Raw genomic sequence first — 21,415 nt, 5'->3', positions numbered from 1 at the left:
CCTGCGCGGGCGGCGTCCGCGTGCTCGCGGCGGAGCAATGAGAGGGTATTACCTTCAATATCGGTATTCCCGATTCAACCTGCTAATACCTTTAATCGCTGTAACACATAAACTTTTGTACTACAACTGTTCGAGGTAATACCTCTCTATCGGGGTGCCCGAAGGCACCGCCCGCCCGGCGTGAGGGCAGTTCCGTACGGTTTTTATCTTGGGGATGAATAGATGTTCGATTTGTACTTACGACAAATCGAGCATCTCTCATTAAGCATATTTCATTTTTGGCAGATCGATCATCGACTGCCCTGCGCGGGCGGCGTCCGCGTGCTCGCGGCGGAGCGGTGAGTGGTCTTACCTTCAATATGGGTATTCCCGACAAAACTGCTAATACCCCTAATAGCCGCAATACATACACTTTTGTCTTACAACTGTTCGAGGTAATACCACTCTGTCGGAGTGCCCGAAGGCACCGCCCGCCCGGCGTGAGGGCAGTTCCGTACTGTTTTTATCCTGGGGATGAATAGATGCTCGATTTGTACTTACGACAAATCGAGCATCTCTCATTAAGTAGATTTCATTTTTAGCAGATTGATCTTCGACTGCCCTGCGCGGGCGGCGTCCGCGTGCTCGCGGCGGAGCAATGAGTGGGTATTACCTTCAATATTGGTGTTCCCGATTCAATCTGCTAATACCTTTAATCGCTGTAATACATAAACTTTTGTACTACAACTGTTCGCTCTCTATCGGGGTGCCCGAAGGCACCGCCCGCCCGGCGTGAGGGCAGTTCCATACTATTCATTATGCACGTCCTGGGCTAACGATGACGATGAAAATCAGAGCAAAAAACAACAGGTTAAATTCTTTTTTCCGTACCTTTAACACATCTAATGTTTCACTTAAGATTTTGATTATATGACAGGAAAGTTACCCTTGATTTTGTCTCTGGCGGTTTGTGCTGGGATGTTGTCGATGGCTTCGTGCGGTTCGTCTCCGAAGTCGACGGAGAATGCTGCTGACTCGTCGGAACTGCGGGCGATGACCTTCAATATCCGTTACGCCAACCCCGATGACGGGCCCGACTATTGGGATAACCGTCGCGAAGCTGTGGTGCGTATGGTGAACGAGGTGAAGCCCGACGTGATGGGTATTCAGGAAGGGTTGGTGCAGCAGGTGAAGTTTCTTGATTCAGCGCTGACCGGTTATTCGTATGTCGGTGTGGGGCGTGACGACGGTCACGAAGCGGGTGAATATGCGGCCGTATTCTATCGCGATTCGCTCTATACGCCCGTTGCCGACGGCCATTTCTGGCTCAGCGAAACACCGGACAGTGCCGCTTTGGGGTGGGATGCCGTGTGCGTGCGAATCGCAACGTGGGTGAAGCTGCGCGAGAAGGATACGGGACGCGAGTTCCTGGTTTTCAACACCCATTTCGACCATATCGGCGTGGTGGCACGTCGCGAGAGTGCAAAGCTGCTGCTGAGTCGGGTTCACGAGTTCGGCGATTCGATTCCGACCCTGATTATGGGAGACTTCAACTTCCCCGTTTCGGATTCCTCGCTGGCGCCGCTGGTGAATGCCCCCACGTTCTGCGAAGCGCGTGCTGCTGCCAAGGTTAAACCGCAGGGCGATTCGCTGCCCGCGATTACTTATCGCGGTTTCGGTCACGGTGAGCAGGGCGAGTTGATCGACCACATTTTCTGCCAGAAATTCGTTCCCGAAACCTATGAAATTATCACCTCGGGATATGGGGTGCCCTATCTTTCGGACCACCTGCCGGTGCTGACGGTCCTGAAGTATTAGCAGTGCAGTAGCCTCTCCTGACTGGGCTAAAACAAGATCCGTTCTGTTCCTCCGGAGGAACAGAACGGATCTTGCTTTTTTATGCGGTGCGGCATGGAAATCTCTCCGAAGGCTTGCGTCAGAGGAAAATATCCGGCGCAAGATGGAAAACCTATTTCCGGGTGTTGAATTTGTTCATGGCGCGGTCGGGCCCTTCGGCTACGAAAGAGAGAATCGCATCGCTGGCTGTTTTCAACAGTTCGGGCAGCTGTGCCTTCTCGTCGGCAGTCCATTCGCCGAGCACGTAGTCGATCTGCGCACCTTTGGGGAAGTCGCCGCCGATACCGAAGCGCAGACGGGCATAGTTCTGTCCACCAAGGCATTCGGCAATGCTTTTCAGACCGTTGTGTCCGCCGTCGGAGCCGTTTTTGCGGATGCGGATGTGTCCGAAGGGCAGGGCAATGTCGTCTACCACGATGAACACGTTTTCGAGCGGAATACGCTCCTTTTGCATCCAGTAGCGCACGGCTTTCCCGCTGAGGTTCATGTAGGTCGAGGGTTTGAGCAGGAAAAGCTCCTGACCGCGGTGGCGGAGGGTAGTGATGGCGCCGTAACGGTCGGAACTGAAGACCGAACCGGTGGCGGCGGCCAGCGTATCGACCACTTTGAATCCGATGTTGTGGCGTGTTTCGGCGTATTCTGCACCGATGTTTCCCAATCCGGTGATGAGGTATTTCATGGAGTGGCGGGTTTATAAAAATTCCTGCTTTCCGGCTCTCTGAGGAACCTTGAAAGCAGGAACTGATATGTGAAGTCTCGAACTGACCCGGCGGGGATTTTGTGCGTCGCTCCATTCATCCATCGATCGCCAGCCTTGGGTCTGAGACCTTTTTGTCGGCTGCGGTACGGACGCGGGTGTCTGCGGGATCCGCCCGGGTGGTTCGAAGAGTTGTGGTCGGGGATGACTATTTGGCAGCAGCCTGTGCACCACGAGCGGCACGGGTCATGCGGACAGCGCAGACAGCGGTCGAGGCCGGGGTGAGGATGGTCAGACCCGGGATGTGCAGGTCGCTTACGAAGATCGATTTGCCGAGACCGAGTTCGGTTACGTCTACTTCGACGGTGTCGGGCAGGTCTTTCACCAGAGCGGCTACACGCAGTTTGCGTTTGCTGAGGATCAGTTTACCACCGAGTTTCACACCTTCGGAGTTACCGGTCAGTACGACGGGCAGGTCGATGGCTACCGGTTTGGCTTCGTTCACGCGGTAGAAGTCTACGTGGAGAACGTCGCCGCTCACGGGATGGTATTGTACTTCACGCATAACGGCCAGTTCTTTTTTGCCGTCGATATCGAAGTTCACCAGGTAGGAGTGGGGAGTGTAGATCAGCTGTTTGAATGCGGGAGCCGGAACCGAGAAGTGTACGGTTTCGCCGCCGCCGTAGATGACGCAGGGCACGTTACCGGCACGACGTACTGCGTTGGTGCCTTTTTTGCCGAATTCGGTACGCAGGGTACCTTGAATTTCCAGTGTTTTCATAGTGTTGTGTGTGGTTTGAAAAACGTTTTTTATCGGATGTTACTCAGTCGCCTCCCGGCAATGAGAGACGCCCCCATCACATCCTTCTTTCGGTGTTTCCCCGAAAGCGGGGCAAAGGTAGTTGTTTTTCTGCAATTTCCCAAATTCGTACAGGCTTCTTTGGTGACGTTCTGAGGCGGGCTGAACTGGCGAACGTGGGGGGAGCGTGCGGAGTGCCGGAATGGGGTGTAGGGTGCGTGAGGATGGTGTGTCTGAAGGGAGGGCGGGCCGCAAGCGTGGTGCCTGGCAAAAATGCCGAAAATGAAAAGAGGGTGCAGCTCGGTCCTTGGGTCCGGTTGCTGCACCCTCTTTGGTCTCTTTGGACGGTGATATTATCGGGTGCTGACGCCCATCTTTTCGAGCAGCGGCTCGACGGAGGGTTCGTGGCCAGCGAACTGCTTGAAGAGGATCATGGGGTGTTGCGAACCGCCGGGGGTGAGGATGTGCTCACGGAACGAGCGGGCGGTAGCGGGATCGAAAATACCGTTCTGTTTGAAGAGCGCAAAGGCGTCGGCTTCGAGTACTTCGGCCCACTTGTAGCTGTAGTAGCCGGCTGCATAGCCGCCGCCGAAGATGTGGCTGAAGCTGGGCGCGAAGCAGGTCCCGTTGACAACCGGAAGCACCTGGGTGCGTCGGGTGGCAGCACGTTCGAAGGCGGCCACGTCGCACAGCGTATCGAGCGGCGTGGTGATGCTGTGCCATGCCATGTCGCTGATGCCGAATTGCAGCTGACGCACGCAGGAGTAGGCGGCCAGGTAGCGTTTCGTGGCGACGATCTTGTCGATCATCTCGGCGGGCATCTTCTCACCGCTCTGGTAGTGGGCGGCCCACAGGTCGAGGAACTCTTTCTCGCTGACCCAGTTTTCCATGATCTGCGAGGGGAGTTCGACAAAGTCGCGGCGCACGTTGGTACCGGTCTGGCTGGGGTAGCTGCCGCGGCCGATCATGCCGTGCAGACCGTGGCCGAACTCGTGGAAAATGGTGGTCACTTCGTTGAAGCTCAGCAGCGAGGGACGGTTGCCGGTGGGTTTGGTGAAGTTGCAGACGAGCGATACGACCGGTATGACCTGTTCGCCACTCTCGGGATCGACGTAGGACTGACGGAAGGAGGTCATCCAGGCGCCGCCCTGTTTGCCGGCACGCGGGAAGTAGTCGATGTAGAGGATGGCCTGCAGGCTGCTGTCGCCGGTGGCCGGATCGGTGTCGTAGACTTCGAAGGGGTGTACGTCGGGATGGTAGACGGGGATGGCGGGATTCTCCTTGAAGCTCAGCCCGTAGAGTTTGCCGGCGAGCATGAACATCGCCTCTTGTACACGTTCGAGCTGGAAGTAGGGGCGGGTCATCTCGTCGTCGAGGTCATAGGTGGCAGCCTTGTATTTCTCGGTGTAGTAGGACCAGTCCCACGGCATCAGGGGACCTTGCAACCCCTCTTTGGCGGCGTAGGCCTGGATGCCGGCCACCTCTTTGTCGGCACAGGGCTTGGTCTTGATCAGCAACTCGTCGAGCAGGGCATTCACGCGGTCGACGCTGCCGGCCATCCGGTCGACCAGTGCGTAGTCGGCGTAGGTCTTGTAGCCGAGCAGGTTGGCCAACTGCAGGCGAAGGTTCGAGATGCGTACCAGTACGGGGCAGTTGTCGTGCTCACCGCCGAAGGCGCGGCTGTTGTAGGCGCGGTACATCTTTTCACGCAGGTCGCGACGCTCGGAGTAGGTCATGAAGGGAACGTAGCTCGGTGCATGGAGCGTGAATAGCCATCCCTCCTTGCCGGCGGCCTGGGCTTCGGCTGCGGCGCTCTCACGAACCGACTCGGGCAGGCCGGCCAGGTCGGCGGTGTCGGTCAGCTGGAGCTGGAAATCGTTGGTGGCGGCCAGTACGTTCTGTTCGAATCGAAGGGTCTGCTGCGAGAGTTCGCCGGTCAGGGCGCGGTACTCCTCTTTCTGCTCAGGGGTGAGGTTGGCGCCCGAGCGGACGAAACCTTCGTAGGTGTCGGTCAGCAGGGTGCGCTGCTCGGTGACCAACCCGTGGAAATCGTTGGCGACGGCCTGGTCGTAGACGCTTTTGACGCGTTCGAACAGCCGCTCGTTCAGCATGATGTCGTTGCTGAAGTCGGTCAGCATGGGCGACAGCTCCATGGCCAGGGCCTGCATCGAATCGCTGGTCTCGGCGCTGTTGAGGTTGTAGAATACGTTCAGTACCCGGTCGAGGGGCTGCTGTGCAAATTCCAGTGCCACGATGGTGTTGTCGAAGGTGGCGCTGTCGGTATTGGTGGTGATGTCGTTGATGGCACGGCGACCGTCAACGATCAGACGTTCGATGGCCGGACGGTAGTCTTCCAGACGGATCTGTTCGAAGGGGGGGACTCCATAGGGGGTGTTCCATTCGGTCAGCAGGGGATTGCCGGTCTCGGGGGTATCGGTGCAGCCGGCGAGCAGGGTAGTGGCGCTCATAAGCGTGACGATGGTTTTGATGGTTGGTTGCATGAAGGTGAGGTATTGGTGGCGGACTGTTAAACAGTGGGCTGGATCTCTTGTGGGGGGAGTAGGTTCCGGGGGTAGTGTGCGGACCGGATTAGTAGCTGTACAGGTTGTCGATGAAGCTGTTGGTCTTCTTGTATTTGACCAGGTCGGCGAGCACGGAGCTCTTGGCGCGGATCGAGAAGGTCCAACTCTGGCGGAATCCGACGGGTACCCATGAGAAGGTGGCCTGCAGACAGTGCATGTCGCGGCGGATGAGGATTGTACCGGGGGTGATCTTGTTCATCTCGAAGTCGTAGCCGGCACCGAACTCGACGGCCCATTTCTGGGTGAGGTTCACCGACCCGTTGAAGCTGACGGTCTGCGAGCGGCTGATGGTGTTGCCCGGTCGACTGAAGCTGAAGCTGTAGTTGAACGAAAAACTCCACGGGATGCTGAAGTCATAGTATTGCGAGGCCAGCAGTTGGGCGCGGCGCATGGCGGTGGCGTACTGGTTTTGGGTCTGGTTGAAGAAGCCTCCGTTCTGGGTGGGGTCGTTCAGTGCGGCTTCTACATCCGACAGGGTGCTGTTGTTGGGGTTGTTGCTGGCGGGGGTGTTGCTCGACGAGGAGCTGCGGGCTTTGGAACTGAACCCGTAGCTGAAACCGGTAGTAAAGGAGGTCAGACGGGCCAGACCCTTGCCGTGCGAGGCGACGAACTTGTTGATGCGTCGTCCGTTGGCGTCGACCATATAGGGGTCGAAGGTGGCGTTGATATTCAGGCTCAGACCTTTGACCAGCGTGGTGCGGATGTTGACCGTGAAGGGGCTCAACTTGAGCGAGTCGGCCAGGAAGTTGTAGCTGGAGTTGATGTTGAAGGCTTCAAAGATCTTGATCTTCCGGTAGCCGCTGGTGTCCTTGGCGCTGGGCACCTTCATCTGCAGGGTGTTGTTGATCCCGAAGCTGAGGCTCATGCTTTCGCCGTTGCTCGGCACCCCGTACATCTCGTTGGCAAAGGGCGAGTAGGTGGTCGTACCGCCATGTTTATCGCTCTGGATGGTGCGGTAGTAGCCGTAGCTGGCTTTACCGAAGTCGGGGGCGTAGCTGAAGCTGACGCTGGGGGTCATCACGTGGCGTAGTTTGATCTTGCCTTTGCGGCCGAGTTCGTAGCTCCCGTAGAGGGTGGTGTTGGCCGACAGCGAGGCGCTGTAGTCGTATAGGCGGTAGAATCCGTGGGTGGTGTCGGTGTATTCGACGCGTTCGGTTTCGGGATTCCAGTCCTGGTCGATCTTGCGGAAGTACCACCGTTCGCGATAGGTGAAACTCGGGGTGACGTTGATATATTTCAGGACGTTGAACGACGCGCTGACCGGCAGCTGGTGCTGGAAGCCGATCTTCATCTGGTCGAACATCTCCTTCTTCATGAAGTCATTCTGCTTGAACCCGCTGACGCTGTTCGAAAAGTTGGTCTGGAACGTGAACGAGATCTTTTCGTACCAGCGCTCCTTGCCGGTGGCGTGTTTGCGTTTGAAGGGGTTGATGCGGGTCACGTTAAACACGAAGCTGGGCAGGGTCAGCGACATGATGCGGTCGCGAAGGCTCTGGCTGTGGCTGGCATTGATCGACAGCGAGAAGGGGGTGCCGGTCCAGCTCTTCGAGTAGGCAATCGACGAACTGGTCTGGGCCGACACGTAGTCGTTGATGTCGGTGGCGTTATACTGGTTGTATTTGCTGGTCGAGTAGTTGACGCTGGCCGAGAAGGTGGAGTTCGGACGGAATTTCGAGTCCTGCTGGTGGGTCCAGCGGATCTGCATGTTCTGCTGGTTGACGTAGTCCGAGCTGCCCTTCTCGCCGAAGATGTCCTTGGCGAAGTCGAACTGGAGGCTCCCGTTGTATTTGTAGCGTTTACGGTAGCTCGAGGCCAGACCGGTCTCCCACGAACCGAGCGTATAGATGCCCCCGGTCACCTTCAGGTCGAGGTAGTCGTTGAATACGAAGTAGTAACCCCCGTCGCGCAGGAAGAAACCGCGGGTGGTCTCCTCGCCGACCTGGGGAAGGATGAATCCGGAGTGGCGGGACTCCTGCTGGGGGAAGAAGCCGAACGGCAGACCGAGCAGGTAGAACGGAACGTCCTCGATCACCATGTAGGCGGGACCGAAGACTACTTTCTTTTTCGGTTCTACGGTACCTTTGGTCATCTGGAGGTAGAAGTGCGGGCACTCGGCATCGCAGGTGGTGTATTTGCCGCCCTTCATGTGGAGCACGTCGTCGGGCATCTTTTTCACCAGTCCGCCGGTGATGATCCCTTCGCCCTCTTTCGTGTGGGCTCCCCAGATCAGGGCTTTCTTGGAGTCGATGTTGTAACGCACCGAGTCGAGTTCGTAGGTGGTCTGGTCCTGGATGAATTTCGGACGGATATATTTTTCGCTGATGGTGTCCATCTCACCGCGAGCCGAGACGTTTTTGGTGTCGAGGTTAAGGGTGATCTGTTCGGCCTCCATCTTCAGGTCGGTGTATTCGACCTTGCCCCCCTTGTACATATAAAGGTTACCGCTGCGCACGTCGTAGACCAGCGAGTCTTGCTGCGAACCGGTGACGCGTTCGGTCAGCGACGAACCGCGGCGGCGCGGCTGAAGGGTGTCGAGTGTCGGCAGGCTGTCGTTCCGGCCGGTGCGGAGTGTCGTGTCGGAGAGGGTGAGTGAGTCGGGCCGGAAAAGGCTGTCGGTTTGCGCTGCAAGGCTGTCCGGCAGGGTACGATACGACCCGGCCGGCAGGTGCGGTGCGGCGGAGAACACGACTGCTGCCCAAAAGAGGAGCAGAAGTGAAAAAAATATCCGTTTTCGTTGTGCCGGGCGCAAAATCCGATGAAATAGGTTAATTTTGTCTGTCTTTCTTTGCGTTGGGCGCATAAGAGCGACCCGCAAAGTTAATCAAAAATAAGCAACCTCAAAGCAGACAATGAAGCTTCTATCGGCGATATGTAACGTAGTGTTTCTGGTGTTTGGTATGCCGGTCGCTCTGTTTGGGGCCGTTTCGGGTGGCGAGGGTGTGCTGCGCTGCATTGTGATCGATGCCGGGCACGGAGGAAAAGACCCCGGAGCTGTCGGAAACGGACAGCAGGAAAAGGCCATCAATTTGGGCGTGGCGCTGAAACTGGGGAGCATGATCGAACAGCAGCTGCCGGGGGTCAAGGTGGTTTACACCCGTAAGGACGATCGTTTTATCGCATTGGCCGACCGCAGCAAAATCGCTTCGCAGGCCGGCGCCGATCTTTTTATCTCGATCCATACGAACGCCAGCACCAGCAGTTCGGCCTCCGGTACCGAGACCTATGTCATGGGGGAGGACAAAGGCAACCGGAACCTCTCGGTGGTGATGCGCGAGAATGCCGTCATCAGCCTCGAGGCCGACTACACCTCGCGTTACGAGGGGTATGACCCCAACTCCTCCGAATCGCTGATCCTCTTCTCGCTGATGCAGTACGCCTACCAGAGCCAAAGCCTCTCGCTGGCGGAACTGATTCAGAACCAGTATGCCGGATATGCCCGGCGCGGTAACAAGGGGGTCAAGCAGGCCGGTTTCCTGGTGCTGTGGCGTACCCCGATGCCCAGCGTGCTGACCGAGGTCGGTTTCATCTCCAATCCGACCGAAGCCAAATTCCTGGGGTCGGCCGACGGCCAGGAAAAGATAGCGGCGTCGATCTTCCGGGCCGTGAAAGAATATAAACAACGTACCGACAGCCGGACCCTGGCCAAGGGACCGAGCAGTGGAGGCTCAACGTCGAGTGGAGCTGCAGTTGCCGGAGGCAGTGTCGCGAGCACAGGTAAAGCGACCTCCGGGCGGAGCGAAAGTGGCCACAGCTCCTCTTCATCTGTCGCTTCGGAGCGGACGACTACGCAGAAAACAACCACCGGAGCCAAATCGACCGGAAACGAGTCGAAAAAAACGACGACCGAACCGCGTTGGGTGACCGAAGGCGGGTCGGGCGGAAGATCGACCGGTAAGGAGGAGTCGAAGGCTGCCGCGGGCACCCAGACGGTGTTTCGCATACAGGTGAAGAGTTCGCTTTCGCGGATACCGATAACTCGTTCTAATTTTGGCGATTACGTGAATGAAGTGATCGAAAAAAGAATCGACGGTCGCTATAAATATTACTGTGGCACAAGTTTTTCTTACCAAGATGCGTTAATTTTGCAGCGTAAAGTGCGGCGTGCCTTCCCGGACGCATTCATGGTAGCGTTCCGCCGGGGCCTGCCTGTGCCGTTGGCCGAGGTCATCGGGAAATAATATCGCAGTGCACTGCCGCGTTTGTTCAGAAAATCTGTTTTTATGAAAAAAGGAAAGTTCTCGCGCGAAGCCAAAATTGGGGTGTTCGGCATAACGATGATTTTGTTGCTCTATCTCGGAATCAACTTTATCAAAAGTCAGGATATTTTCCGCGGTGACAACACCTATTACGCCGTTTATGAAAATGCCGACGGAATCGAAGCCTCTTCGCCCGTCACGATCAAAGGCTTCCGCGTAGGTACGGTCGATAACGTATGGTACGACGTGCCTTCGGGCAAGGTAATCGCCGAATTCTCGGTCAAGAAAGATTATCCGCTGCCGGTCGATACGCGTGCCAAAATTACCAGCGCCTCGCTGATGGGTTCCAAGGTGATCGATCTGCAACTCGGAACCGCGGCGCAGTATCTGACCGATGAAGACACGGTGCAGTCGTTGATGGAACCCGGGCTGATGCAGCTGGTCAACTCGGAGTACGACAAGATCAAAGAGATGGCTACCTCGCTGGTGGAACGTGTATCGAAAGCGCTCGACGGAATCAATGCCGTACTGAGCGACGAGAACGTGGCCAATCTCTCGCAGCTTCTGGCCCATGCCAACTCGATCAGTGGCAACCTCGATCAGATGGTGGCTCAGGATCTCAAGCGAACCATGAGCAACCTGAATGCCCTTTCGGCCGAACTCAATACGGCAGCTCCCAAAATTACGCAAATCGTCGGCCGCGTCGAAGTGATGGCCGATTCGATGAGCACGTCGGTTCCTGCGCTGATGAGCAATGCGTCGCAAGCTGTCGAGCGTCTGAACAATGCCATGGCTGCCATCAACGATGCCGAGGGTAGCGCCGGCAAACTGATCTATGACAAGGAGCTCTACAACAATCTGACGGAGGCTTCGCAAAGCCTGACGCTCCTGTTGCAGGACATGAAAGAAAACCCCGGACGATACATTCACTTCTCGGTTTTCGGAAAGAAGATCAAATAAAAGTGCCCGGTCCCGACCCTCTGGGCGGTGAGCGGGGGCGAATGTGGGGGAGGACGAATATGGAGGAGGGCGAGTGTGGAAGCACGGAGGGTGCAGGGAGGGTGAAGAAAGAGAGTGAGAATGCGAGGGCGGTTAGGGGGGAGCGTGTTTGATGGAGTGTGGGTGGGGGGAATGCCGTGCGTGCGAGCCTTTCCGTTTTCCGAACCGGGACCCCCGCTGGTTATGATCTTGTATTTAGCCTCATCATGCAGTTTATGGGAAAACTCTATCTGATTCCGACTCCGCTGGGAGAGACGGCTTCGTGGGATGTCGCCCTGCCGGCACACAATCGAAGCGTGCTGGACGAAATCGACTATTTCGTGGTCGAAAACATCCGGACGGCACGCCGTTTCCTGGCTCGCAGCGGAATCGCACGACCGATCGATGCGTTGACTTTTGCCGAACTGAACGAACATTCGCATCCCGAGGAGGTTGAGGGACTGTTGAAACCCTTGCTATCGGAGGGGAAAAACATCGGTCTGATGTCCGAAGCGGGACTTCCCTGTGTGGCGGATCCCGGCGCATGGCTGGTGGCGGCGGCTCATCGGCATGACGTGGAGGTCGTACCGCTGGTGGGGCCCAGTTCGATCATGCTGGCGCTGATGGCTTCCGGTGCCAATGGCCAGTCGTTTGCTTTTAACGGCTATCTGCCGGTCAAGCCGGCCGAACGTGTGAAGGCGATTCGCGCCTTCGAGCGCCGAATCGCGGCAGAGGGGCAGTCGCAGATCTTTATCGAGGCTCCTTATCGCAATCGAAAATTGTTCGAGGATATTCTGACCGCCTGTGCTCCGCAAACCCGTCTGTGCGTGGCGTGCGATGTGTTGGAACCGGGACAGTTGATCGGATCGAAAAGTGTGGCCGAATGGAAAAAGAGCGGTGCTCCGGCTTTTGACAAACGTCCGGCGATCTTTATTTTGTTCTGATCGTTTATTTGGATCGGTAGAGGTGACTCATCCTGTTCCGGCTGTGCCCGCGCGGGTGTGTCGTTCGTGCTTTCCGTTTGAGTTACGAAATAAAAGCAACAGCGCTTCGTCCGTATGGGCGAAGCGCTGTTGCTTTATACTATTCAGGAGGGCCTATTCGGTTAGATCTTCGGAACCCTCTTCTTCGTCTTCCTGGGTATCGTCGACGACATAGATGCGGTATCGCATCGGTTGGTAGGGAAGTACCTCGGGAGTCTGGTTGGTGTTTCCGCTGTCACCCTGTGCCCAGCTCGAAACGGTGACAATGTCGGCAACTTCGCCTTTACGCATATGTTCTACGGCGATGAAGATCGCTTTATGTTCACTGTAGTTGGCTCCGGAAGCAGGTTGTACGGTCATCGCATCGTAGGAGGTCTCTCCCGAACTGTCGTAGACGTTCCATTTGGCGGCTACGGTGTCGATGTTGGTCGAAGCCAGGAAACCGTCCATGAAGTACTCTTCGTAGTATACCGAGACGGTGGAGTCGGCCGTAATTTCGTTGCCTTCGGGGTTGGTCTTGACCATGTGGCGGTACATCCCGACGGTATCGGTCGAAAAGTCGGTACCCCAGTTCTGTTGGGCATACCGCAGGGCAGAGTCACGCTCCCACACGAACGGCTCGGTAGTCGAGGCGTTGAAGCCCAACTCGAAAACGATCGGCAGTGACGTGTAGGTTGCCGAAGAAAGGTAGGCCGAGGTGGTACCCATGGATGAGGTGTACCCTCTGTCGTAGGGGATGTAGATGCGGACCGAGTCACCTACGCGCAGACATTCGAAGGCTTGGCGCAGCCCTTCGCACAATTTGGTCGAGGTGCTGGAATATTCGACGAAATCGTCGCAATAGTGGGTGGTGTAGGCAAAGGTGCCGATGCGGCGTGATACGGAATCGACGCGGGTGGTGAAGACGGTTCCGTCGAGCAGTTTGCCGGTGTAGTTCAGGGTCAGCCACGAGTAGCCGAGTACCGGACGGCTGCCGCTTTCCGAGCGTTTGATGTATTCGATGTAGATGTCTTTGTATGGATTGGCATAGGCTGCCGGTGCATATTTCTCAACCCATGACTCGAACGATTTCCTGGACAGTTGCCCGCTGATGGAGGGTGATTCTTTGGCGCATGACCAACCGAGGATCATCAGTCCCAATGCGGCTGCTACGCCCAGGTAGCTCTTCCTTATCCCACGCATAGTGTTCTCTCTTGTGTTTTCCTGAATGTAAATCTCTTGTTTTCGCTTTGATGTGCTCTGAGCACATTACCCCGCAAAGATAAGGTTTTTTCCGATACGGCAATGGCGTGTCGGTGCTTGTTCTCCTTGGGGCGGGTTCGTGCTGACGGCTTTTGCTGAGGTAGGGTGCTTCGGACCTACGGGCCGAAGGTGGTTCGGGGCTTCGTGTCGTGTGCAGGCTGCCTGCCTCATGTTTTGCGGCGGGGTCAGACATCGAGGCTCACGACGGTGATGCCGGCGCCGCCGAACTCTTCGTGCTCGTCGGTGGCGGAGAGCACCAGCGGTACGGTCCGCAGGTAGCGGCGCACCTCCTCTTTCAGTGCACCGGTCCCTTTGCCGTGCAGGATGGTGACCTGCGGGAAACCGAGCATGATCGCTTCGTCGATGAAGGTCTGCACCTCCTGCAGCGCTTTGGCTGCGCGCATGCCGCGGATGTCGAGCTGTTGTTTGAAGTTGAGGCGGCGTTTCGAGGTGGTGTAGTTGTCGGTGTTGCCGAGGGTGTAGGGCGAGGTGCCGGCCGTGTTCCGCTGCATCTTTTTGTATTCGGCGTGGGGGACGATCTCGAGGCGCGATTTGTCCACGACGGTAGTAATGTGGCCGAAGGCGACGGTCGCTTTGTTGGCGCCTTGAAGCGACAGTACTTCGCCGATGGTCTGCTGTCCCTTGATGCGGACATGGAAACCGGGTTCGATCTCGCGCGGCTTGGCGGGCTCACTGGGGGCCTGCTCGGCGGCACGTTCGGCGGCGTGACGCGCTTTACGCTCCTTGCGTCGGGCTTCGCGTTCGCGAAGCTGTCGCATCTTGCGTTCGATGGCGTCCTCTTTTTCGGCGATCGGGGCGGTCTCGCTGCCGGCGATCAGGTTGCGGAATTCGTCGAAGCTGGCGCGGGCGGTGCGGGTACGCTCCTTCTCGGCCTGCGACTCGCGAATCTCACGGATGGTGTTCTCGATGCGGCGGTTGGCTTCGGCCAGCAGTTTTTCGGCTTCGGCGCGGGCCTCTTTCAGAATCTTCGCCTTCTCGGACTGAATCTCGGAGAGTTGCAGCTCGTATTGGGCGGCGGTGCGGTCGATGTTCTTCTCGGCCAGCCGGATGCGTTCGCGTTTCGACTCCCAGTAGCGTTTGTCGCGGGCGGCTTCGCGGATGTGTTTTTCGGCGTTGGCCTGGGCCGAGCCGATCTTGCCCTCGGCCGAACGGATGATCTCTTCGGGGAGGCCGATCTTGCGGGCGATCTCGAAGGCGAACGAACTGCCGGGACGTCCCATTTCGAGCCGGAACAGCGGGCGGATGTTTTGCAGGTCAAAGGCCATGGCGCCGTTCTCGATGCCTTGTGCACCGGCGGCGTAGTATTTGAGGTTGGCGTAGTGGGTGGTGATGATGCCCCACACATGGCGCTCCTCGAGTTTCTGGAGGACGGCTTCGGCGATGGCTCCGCCGGTGCCGGGCTCGGTCCCGGAGCCGAACTCGTCGATCAGCGCCAGCGAACGGTCGTTGGCGTGGCGCAGCAGGGTCTTCATGTTGATCAGGTGCGACGAGTAGGTGGAGAGGTCGTTGTCCAGTGACTGCTGGTCGCCGATGTCGATGAAGAGGCTGTCGAACAGCCCCATCCGGGTGTCGCTGTCGGCCGGCACGAGCCATCCGCACTGGAGCATGTACTGGAGCAGTCCGGCGGTCTTCAGGCAGACCGATTTACCGCCGGCGTTGGGGCCGGAGATCAGCAGAATGTATTTCTCGGGCGTGAGGGTCAGGTCGAGCGGCACGATGGGTTTGTTCTCGCGTCGGAGGGTCGCCTCGAGCAGCGGGTGGCGGGCCTGGCGCAGGTGCATCCGGGGCGCTTCGTCGAGCTCGGGGAGAACGGAGTCGGTCGAGAGGGCGTAACGGGCTTTGGCCTGTATGAAGTCCATCTCGACGAGGTACTCGCCGGCGGCGAGCAGCAGCGGCAGGTCGGGGCGCAGGCGGTCGGCGAAGGCGGTCAGGATGCGGATGATCTCGCGACGCTCTTCGTTTTCGAGTTCGCGCAGCTCGTTGTTGAGTTCGACCACTTCGATGGGCTCGATGTAGGCGGTGCGGCCGGTGGCGGACTCGTCGTGGACCAATCCCTTGATCTTGCGTTTGTTGACGGCGGCCACGGGGATCACGGTGCGGCCGTCGCGTACAGAGATCTCGCTGTCGGGGTCGACCAGACCGGCGGCCTGTGCCTGACGCAGGATGGCTTGAAGCCGCTTGTCGACCTGTCCGGCCTTCTCGCGCAGGGTGCGGCGCAGCTGGGCCAGTTCGGGGCTGGCGTTGTCGCGCAGGGTGCCGCTGTCGGGGTCGATCAGGCGGTTGATTTCACGCTGGTGGGGTGTGAAGTCTTCGACCGGATCGGTCAGGTCGCTCAGCAGCGGGTAGGGGTCGCTGCCTTCCTGACGCTTGGCGCGGAAAAACCGGGTGAGCTGGGCAAGCTGTTCGAGGGCTTGTTGCAGGTCGACCATCTGGGCGGGGTCGAGGTGGGTGCCTTCGATGCGGATCTTACGCAGGTAGAGGTTGATGTCGGTGCTGGTGGCGCCGGGGTAGTCGCTCTCGAGCATCAGTATGTCGCGCATCTCGGCGGTCTGACCCAGCAGGCGCCGAAGGGTGGGCAGGTCGGTGGTGAAGGTGGCGGCCTGTACGCGTTCGCGGGCGGCCTGGGTGTTGCACAAAAGTGAAACAGCGTCTCGGATCTTGTCGAATCCGATACGCTGTTCAAAATCCTTGGGATAGATCGTCATGTTGTGTGAATGTCTGGTTCTCTCCTATCCGCTCCCGGCGGCGAAGAGAATCGGGTCGGCGGCCGGGTCCATCTGGCTCTCTGACTCCTTTGCAGCTCTCAAAGCTCTCTGGATCCTCTGTGGCTCTTTGTGGCCCTCAAGGCTCTCTGGGTTCTCTGGGCCTCTGGGTTCTCTGCGGCTCCGCCCGACGGGGTTATTCGTTGGCGGTATCCTTGTCGAGCAGGTCGGACACGAGGATGCGGCCGCAATATTCGCAGACGATGATTTTCTTGCTCATGCGAATATCGAGCTGACGCTGCGGCGGAATGCGGTTGAAGCAGCCTCCGCAGGCGTCGCGTTTGACGGTCACTACGGCCAGCCCGTTGCGGACGTTGTGGCGGATGCGGTCGTAGGCTGCCAGCAGGCGTTCGTCGATCTTGGTACGGGCAGCGTCGGCCTGGGCCTGGAGTTCGGCGAGTTCTTTGGCGGTGTCGGCTTCGATGCTTTCGAGCTCGGCGCGTTTCGCTTCGAGGGCTACCTTACGGTCTTCGAGGAGTTCTTTGGTGTCTTCGATCTGTTTCTTCTTGGTCTTGATCTCGGCGTTGAACTCTTTGATGCGTTTTTCGGCCAGCTCGATCTCGAGTTTCTGGTACTCGATCTCTTTGGAGAGGGAGTCGAACTCGCGGTTGTTGCGAACGTCGTCCTGCTGGGCTTCGTATTTCTTGATGAGGGCTTTGGCCTGTTCGATCTCCTCTTTCTTGGTCTTCACCTCTTTGGCCAGCTCGTCGGTCTGGGCGGTGTAGCCGGCTATGCGGGTCTCCAGACCGCTGATGTTGTCTTCCAGATCCTGGACTTCGTAGGGAAGCTCACCTTTGATGTGGTTGATGCTGTCCATTTTGGAGTCGATCTGCTGGAGGCCGTAGAGAACGCTGATTTTCTCCTCGGTCGAGAGATCTTCGACGGTGCTTTTGCTTTTGGTTGCCATGTATCTGTATCGCTTTGTATAACTTGCTGTTATCGGGACGGGACCAGGTAGCTCACCGGATTGGAGGGCACAGTGGCCCGATGGATGGCAAAATTAGGCAATTTTTTCGATATGAGCTCAGAAAAAACATCCATTACCTGTTGTTCGGTCTCAAAATGGCCTCCGTCGACCAGGGTGATCTGGCCGTTCCCCTGTTGGAATTCGTGGTATTTGAGGTCGGCGGTCAGGTAGAGCTGCGCACCGCTGGCGATGGCGGCACCGAGAAATTCGCCGCCGGCTCCGCCGCACAGGGCGATGCGGCTGACATGGTCGGTGGCAATCGGACTGTGGCGCAGGCAGGGGATGTCGAGTGCCCGGGCAATCTGTTGCAGGCAGTCGGCGGTGGTGAGCGGCGCGGCGAGGTCGCCGACGCATCCCAGACCGACGGTCGGGTTGGGCATCTCCAGCGGGATCAGGTCGTAGGCGGGTTCTTCGTAGGGGTGGACGCGTCGCAGGGCTGTAAGCACGCTGCCGAGCAGGTGGCGCGGTACGACGGTCTCGGTGCGGGTCTCGGGTTCGCGATGGAGCTGGCCGATCTCGCCCACATAGGGATGGCAGTCGCTGCTGGCGGCGCGGAAGGTGCCGTAGCCTTCGGCGTTGTAGCTGCACGAGTCGTACCGGCCGATGTGGCCGGCGCCGGCCTGCAACAGGGCGTCGCGAACGGTGTCGGCATGGGCGTGGGGCGTGTAGACGACGAGTTTGAGCAGGTCGTTGGCGCGCGGGGCCAGGGTGCGGATGTTTTGCAGTCCGAGCCGCTCGGCGAGTCGGTAGTTGACGCCGCCGGGGGCGGAGTCCATGTTGGTGTGGGCGGAGTAGAGGTTGATGGAGTGGCGCAGGGCGGTGGCGACGATGCGTTCCTGCGGGGTGCTGCCGGTCAGCCGTTTGATCCCTTTGAAGAGCAGCGGGTGGTGGCTGATGACGAGGTTGAATCCTTCGCGGATGGCCTCTTCGACGGCGGCTTCGGTGATGTCCAGCATCAACAGGGCGCCGGTGCATTCGGTGGTATGGGGATCGGCGGGGCAGACTTGCCAGCCGGCGTTGTCCCAACTCTCTTGCCACGCGCGGGGGGCGGCGGCTTCGATCGGGGCGATGATGTCGTGAAGGGTAGGCATGGCGATATATCGGTCGGAAGGCTGTGATACTCCTTCCGCGGATGGCAAAATTCGGAGGGGGCTTGGCCGCGTGGGGCTTACGGAGCAGGCTTGTGACTGCCTCCGGTGATGCGGCGTGTCGATGGACGTGTGCTGCGCATGCCCGGATGTCGGTTACCTATATATAGCCCGGTTACTTATTATAATATACTACTTTCTGCAGGTCGTAGACCTATGCAGGAGAGTAGAGGAGCGACGGGTTGGGCGGGGGTATCTTCCTGTTGTTGGAGGCCGGTGCAAATAGTTCCTAAATAATATCCCATCTCTCTAAATATATAAGTGCCCATATTCATCTATCGGGCTCATTTGATGGGCCGGCACGGCGGGCTCCGACGACTACAGATCGAACAGGGTGGGCTCGATGTAACGCGGTTTGGGTCCCGGTGCTGTTTGAGGCTCCGTTTGCGGTGCGGTCTCGGTTGCTGCTGCCGCTTCAGGAACGGAGGGCTGAACGTCGGTCGAAGTCTCTGCCTCACTCTGCTGGTCGAGGGCTTCCTCGATGGTGACGGGTTCGGGCAGGGCTTCGTTGACGGCTTCGGCCAGTGCCTCGGTGCGTACCACGATCTCGGTGTCGGTGGTCTCACTGCCGAGCTCGGACTTGATCTCGAGCAGGGCGGCGCGAATCCGTCCCAGATGTTCGAGGATCTGTACGTCGCGCTGAAGGGCGTTCTTGTTGTCCTTGATGTATTTCTCGGCCCCGGCCAGGGTCATACCCTTCTCTTTGACCAGGTGGTAGATGAGTTTCAGGTTCTCGACGTCTTCCGGGGTGAACATCCGGTTGCCCTTGGCGTTCTTGTGGGGCTTGAGCACGTCGAACCGTTTCTCCCAAAAGCGAATCAGCGACGGGTTTACGTCGAACATCTCGGATACTTCGCCCATGCTGAAAAACATCTTACGGGAGGGCTTCTTTGGGTCGGTCATGCCTGTGTTTCGGTTTCGTTTCCGTCTGCCAAGGTAGTGATTTTTTCCGTATCTTTGACGCCCGGATGCAAAAGACGATCACCATACGAGGCGTGGTGCTCCCGGGCCGACAGCTCGGACGCACGTTGGGGTTTCCGACGGCGAACGTCAGGGTCGACCCCCAGGAGTTCGACGAACACCGGATGGGCGGCGTGTGGCTGGCCCGCGTTGTGCTCGAAGATACGGCCGAACGCTACTGGGCGCTGGTGAATGTGGGACGTCGGCCGACGATCGAGGAGCAGGGGGCCTGCAAGGCCGAAGCGTGGCTGCTCGACTTTCGGGGTGACCTGTATGGCCGCGAGATCCGTATCGATTTGCTCCGCTTCCTGCGTCCCGAAACCCGCTTCGATTCGGTCGAGGCGTTACGCGGGGCGATGGAAAATGATAGAAAACAAGCACTTAAAATCATAGATAGCAATGAGTATGCCTTATAAGGTTGCCGATATGGCACTGGCCGACTGGGGCCGAAAGGAGATCGAAGTGTCGGAACACGAAATGCCGGGGCTGATGGCTCTGCGCAAAAAGTATGGTCCGCAAAAACCGCTCAAAGGCGCGCGGATCATGGGGTCGCTCCACATGACGATCCAGACGGCGGTGCTGATCGAAACGCTCGTCGAACTCGGTGCCGAAGTACGGTGGTGCTCGTGCAACATCTTCTCGACCCAGGACCATGCCGCTGCGGCCATTGCGGCTGCCGGCGTGCCGGTATTCGCCTGGAAGGGCGAGTCGCTGGAAGATTATTGGTGGTGTACGCGTGAGGCGCTGACTTTCCCCGGCGGCAAGGGACCGCACCTGATCGTCGATGACGGCGGTGACGCGACGTTGCTGATCCACAAGGGCTATGCGGCCGAAAACGACCCCTCGACGCTGGACAAGACGCCGGCCAACCATGAAGAGGCGGTCATCCTCTCACTGCTCAAACAGACGCTGACCGAAGAGCCTGGCAAGTGGCATGCGACGGTGGCAGAGCTGCGCGGGGTGTCGGAAGAGACCACAACCGGTGTGCATCGTCTCTATCAAATGATGGAGCGGGGCGAGCTGCTCTTCCCGGCCATCAACGTGAATGACTCGGTAACGAAGTCGAAGTTTGACAACCTGTACGGCTGTCGGGAATCGCTGGCTGACGGGATCAAACGCGCTACGGACGTAATGATTGCCGGAAAGGTGGTGGTCGTTTGCGGCTATGGTGACGTGGGCAAGGGGTGTGCGGCTTCGATGCGTCATTACGGGGCGCGGGTGATTGTTACCGAAATCGACCCGATCTGTGCATTGCAGGCGGCGATGGAGGGCTTCGAGGTCAAAACGGTCGAAGATGTGCTGCCGATCGGTAATATCTACGTCACCACGACCGGAAACCGTGACATCATTACGCTAGAACACATGCGGGCCATGCGTGACCAGTCGATTGTCTGCAACATCGGTCACTTCGACAACGAAATCCAGATGGATCGGCTCAACGCTTTCGAAGGGGCTGTGCGTACCGAAATCAAACCGCAGGTCGACAAGTACACGTTTGCTGAAGACGGCCATTCGATTTTTGTGCTGGCCGAAGGGCGTCTGGTGAACCTGGGGTGCGCAACGGGTCATCCGTCGTTCGTCATGAGCAATTCGTTCACGAACCAGACGCTGGCACAGCTCGAGTTGTGGCAGAAGGATTATGAGGTGAATGTCTATCGTCTGCCGAAGCACCTGGACGAAGAGGTGGCGCGGTTGCACCTGGAGCAGATCGGGGTGCATCTGACGCAGCTCACTCCGGTGCAGGCTGCGTATATCGGTGTGCCGGTCGAAGGGCCTTACAAGGCTGATTTCTATCGTTATTAAACAGTTCGGGACTGCCCTCACGCCGGGGCGGTGGCTTCGGCCACCCCGTTAGAGGGGTTTCTAATGCACAAGCAATACGCAGTATCGCCCGCTCTGCCGCGAGCACGCGGCCCCGCCCGCGCAGGGCAGTCGAAGAGCGTTTTTTATGAGAATGAAGCCCGCTCAAAGAGAAACGACCGATTTGCCCAGCGGCGAATCGATCGTTTCTCTCTTTTTCGCTTCGCGGGCTTTTGATGCAGCGCATCGAGAGCAGTATGGGACTGCCCTCACGCCGGGCAGGCGGTGGCTTCGGCCACCCCGTTAGAGGGGTTTCTAAAGACCTAAGCGATACGCAGTATCGCCCGCTCTGCCGCGAGCACGCGGCCGCCGCCCGCGCAGGGCAGTCGAAGAGCTTTTTCTCAGTAAAAGTGGTATACAAAAACGAGCGATTTGCCGTGTGGC

The 21,415-nt window shown here is 58.2% G+C and carries 15 protein-coding genes; 6 read left to right on the top strand and 9 right to left on the bottom strand.

Annotation, left to right across the window (positions count from 1 at the left end):
• Positions 1 to 909 precede the first annotated feature (909 nt).
• A complete protein-coding gene (locus BQ5379_RS03880) occupies positions 910 to 1,797 on the top strand; it encodes an endonuclease/exonuclease/phosphatase family protein (RefSeq protein ID WP_083377568.1) in 888 nt (295 codons plus the stop codon).
• Between the two features lie 151 nt (positions 1,798 to 1,948).
• On the opposite strand, the gene pth is transcribed toward BQ5379_RS03880, so the two are convergent.
• From pth to BQ5379_RS03860, 4 genes are all read right to left on the bottom strand, one after another.
• The gene (gene pth / locus BQ5379_RS03875; RefSeq protein WP_071134221.1) at positions 1,949 to 2,515 is read right to left on the bottom strand and encodes an aminoacyl-tRNA hydrolase; all 567 of its coding nucleotides are present in this window, start codon (positions 2,513 to 2,515) and stop codon (positions 1,949 to 1,951) included.
• Between the two features lie 226 nt (positions 2,516 to 2,741).
• Positions 2,742 to 3,314, bottom strand: a complete 573-nt coding sequence (locus BQ5379_RS03870) for a 50S ribosomal protein L25/general stress protein Ctc (protein WP_071134220.1) — start codon at positions 3,312 to 3,314, stop codon at positions 2,742 to 2,744.
• A 371-nt stretch (positions 3,315 to 3,685) separates the two neighbouring features.
• A complete protein-coding gene (locus BQ5379_RS03865) occupies positions 3,686 to 5,833 on the bottom strand; it encodes a M3 family metallopeptidase (RefSeq protein ID WP_235846030.1) in 2,148 nt (715 codons plus the stop codon).
• An 88-nt stretch (positions 5,834 to 5,921) separates the two neighbouring features.
• Positions 5,922 to 8,600: a putative LPS assembly protein LptD gene (locus tag BQ5379_RS03860; protein ID WP_143039381.1), complete on the bottom strand. Its 2,679-nt coding sequence runs from the start codon at positions 8,598 to 8,600 to the stop codon at positions 5,922 to 5,924.
• Between the two features lie 163 nt (positions 8,601 to 8,763).
• Between BQ5379_RS03860 and BQ5379_RS03855 the strand changes: the two genes are divergently transcribed.
• From BQ5379_RS03855 to BQ5379_RS03845, 3 genes are all read left to right on the top strand, one after another.
• Positions 8,764 to 10,092: an N-acetylmuramoyl-L-alanine amidase family protein gene (locus BQ5379_RS03855; protein WP_071134218.1), complete on the top strand. Its 1,329-nt coding sequence runs from the start codon at positions 8,764 to 8,766 to the stop codon at positions 10,090 to 10,092.
• 42 nt (positions 10,093 to 10,134) lie between these two features.
• Positions 10,135 to 11,070, top strand: coding sequence for an MlaD family protein (locus BQ5379_RS03850; RefSeq protein ID WP_071134217.1), 936 nt, complete (start codon positions 10,135 to 10,137; stop codon positions 11,068 to 11,070).
• A 254-nt stretch (positions 11,071 to 11,324) separates the two neighbouring features.
• Complete coding sequence (locus BQ5379_RS03845; protein WP_071135534.1) at positions 11,325 to 12,032, top strand: SAM-dependent methyltransferase; 708 nt, start codon at positions 11,325 to 11,327, stop codon at positions 12,030 to 12,032.
• Between the two features lie 153 nt (positions 12,033 to 12,185).
• On the opposite strand, the gene BQ5379_RS03840 is transcribed toward BQ5379_RS03845, so the two are convergent.
• From BQ5379_RS03840 to BQ5379_RS03820, 5 genes are all read right to left on the bottom strand, one after another.
• Positions 12,186 to 13,253 carry an FKBP-type peptidyl-prolyl cis-trans isomerase gene (locus BQ5379_RS03840; protein WP_143039380.1) on the bottom strand — a complete coding sequence of 356 codons (1,068 nt, stop codon included), beginning with the start codon at positions 13,251 to 13,253 and terminating at the stop codon, positions 12,186 to 12,188.
• A 245-nt stretch (positions 13,254 to 13,498) separates the two neighbouring features.
• Complete coding sequence (locus BQ5379_RS03835; RefSeq protein ID WP_071134215.1) at positions 13,499 to 16,039, bottom strand: endonuclease MutS2; 2,541 nt, start codon at positions 16,037 to 16,039, stop codon at positions 13,499 to 13,501.
• 193 nt (positions 16,040 to 16,232) lie between these two features.
• The gene (locus BQ5379_RS03830) at positions 16,233 to 17,003 is read right to left on the bottom strand and encodes a zinc ribbon domain-containing protein (RefSeq protein WP_071134214.1); all 771 of its coding nucleotides are present in this window, start codon (positions 17,001 to 17,003) and stop codon (positions 16,233 to 16,235) included.
• 29 nt (positions 17,004 to 17,032) lie between these two features.
• Positions 17,033 to 18,154 carry a Nif3-like dinuclear metal center hexameric protein gene (locus BQ5379_RS03825; RefSeq protein ID WP_071134213.1) on the bottom strand — a complete coding sequence of 374 codons (1,122 nt, stop codon included), beginning with the start codon at positions 18,152 to 18,154 and terminating at the stop codon, positions 17,033 to 17,035.
• 375 nt (positions 18,155 to 18,529) lie between these two features.
• On the bottom strand, positions 18,530 to 19,114 hold the full coding sequence (locus BQ5379_RS03820; protein WP_083377565.1) for a MerR family transcriptional regulator: 585 nt from the start codon (positions 19,112 to 19,114) through the stop codon (positions 18,530 to 18,532).
• Positions 19,115 to 19,179: 65 nt separating this feature from the next.
• Here BQ5379_RS03820 and BQ5379_RS03815 point away from each other — a divergent pair, with 65 nt between their 5' ends.
• On the top strand, positions 19,180 to 19,587 hold the full coding sequence (locus BQ5379_RS03815) for a riboflavin kinase (RefSeq protein ID WP_071135533.1): 408 nt from the start codon (positions 19,180 to 19,182) through the stop codon (positions 19,585 to 19,587).
• The gene (gene ahcY, locus BQ5379_RS03810) at positions 19,571 to 20,974 is read left to right on the top strand and encodes an adenosylhomocysteinase (protein ID WP_071134211.1); all 1,404 of its coding nucleotides are present in this window, start codon (positions 19,571 to 19,573) and stop codon (positions 20,972 to 20,974) included. Before BQ5379_RS03815 ends, ahcY begins: the two co-directional genes overlap by 17 nt.
• The last annotated feature ends 441 nt before the right edge of the window (positions 20,975 to 21,415 follow it).

The organism is Millionella massiliensis, from assembly GCF_900104655.1.
Lineage (GTDB): Bacteria > Bacteroidota > Bacteroidia > Bacteroidales > Rikenellaceae > Rikenella > Rikenella massiliensis.
The sequence above is the reverse complement of the archived record's forward strand: the minus strand, read 5'-3'. Positions and strand labels throughout refer to the sequence as shown.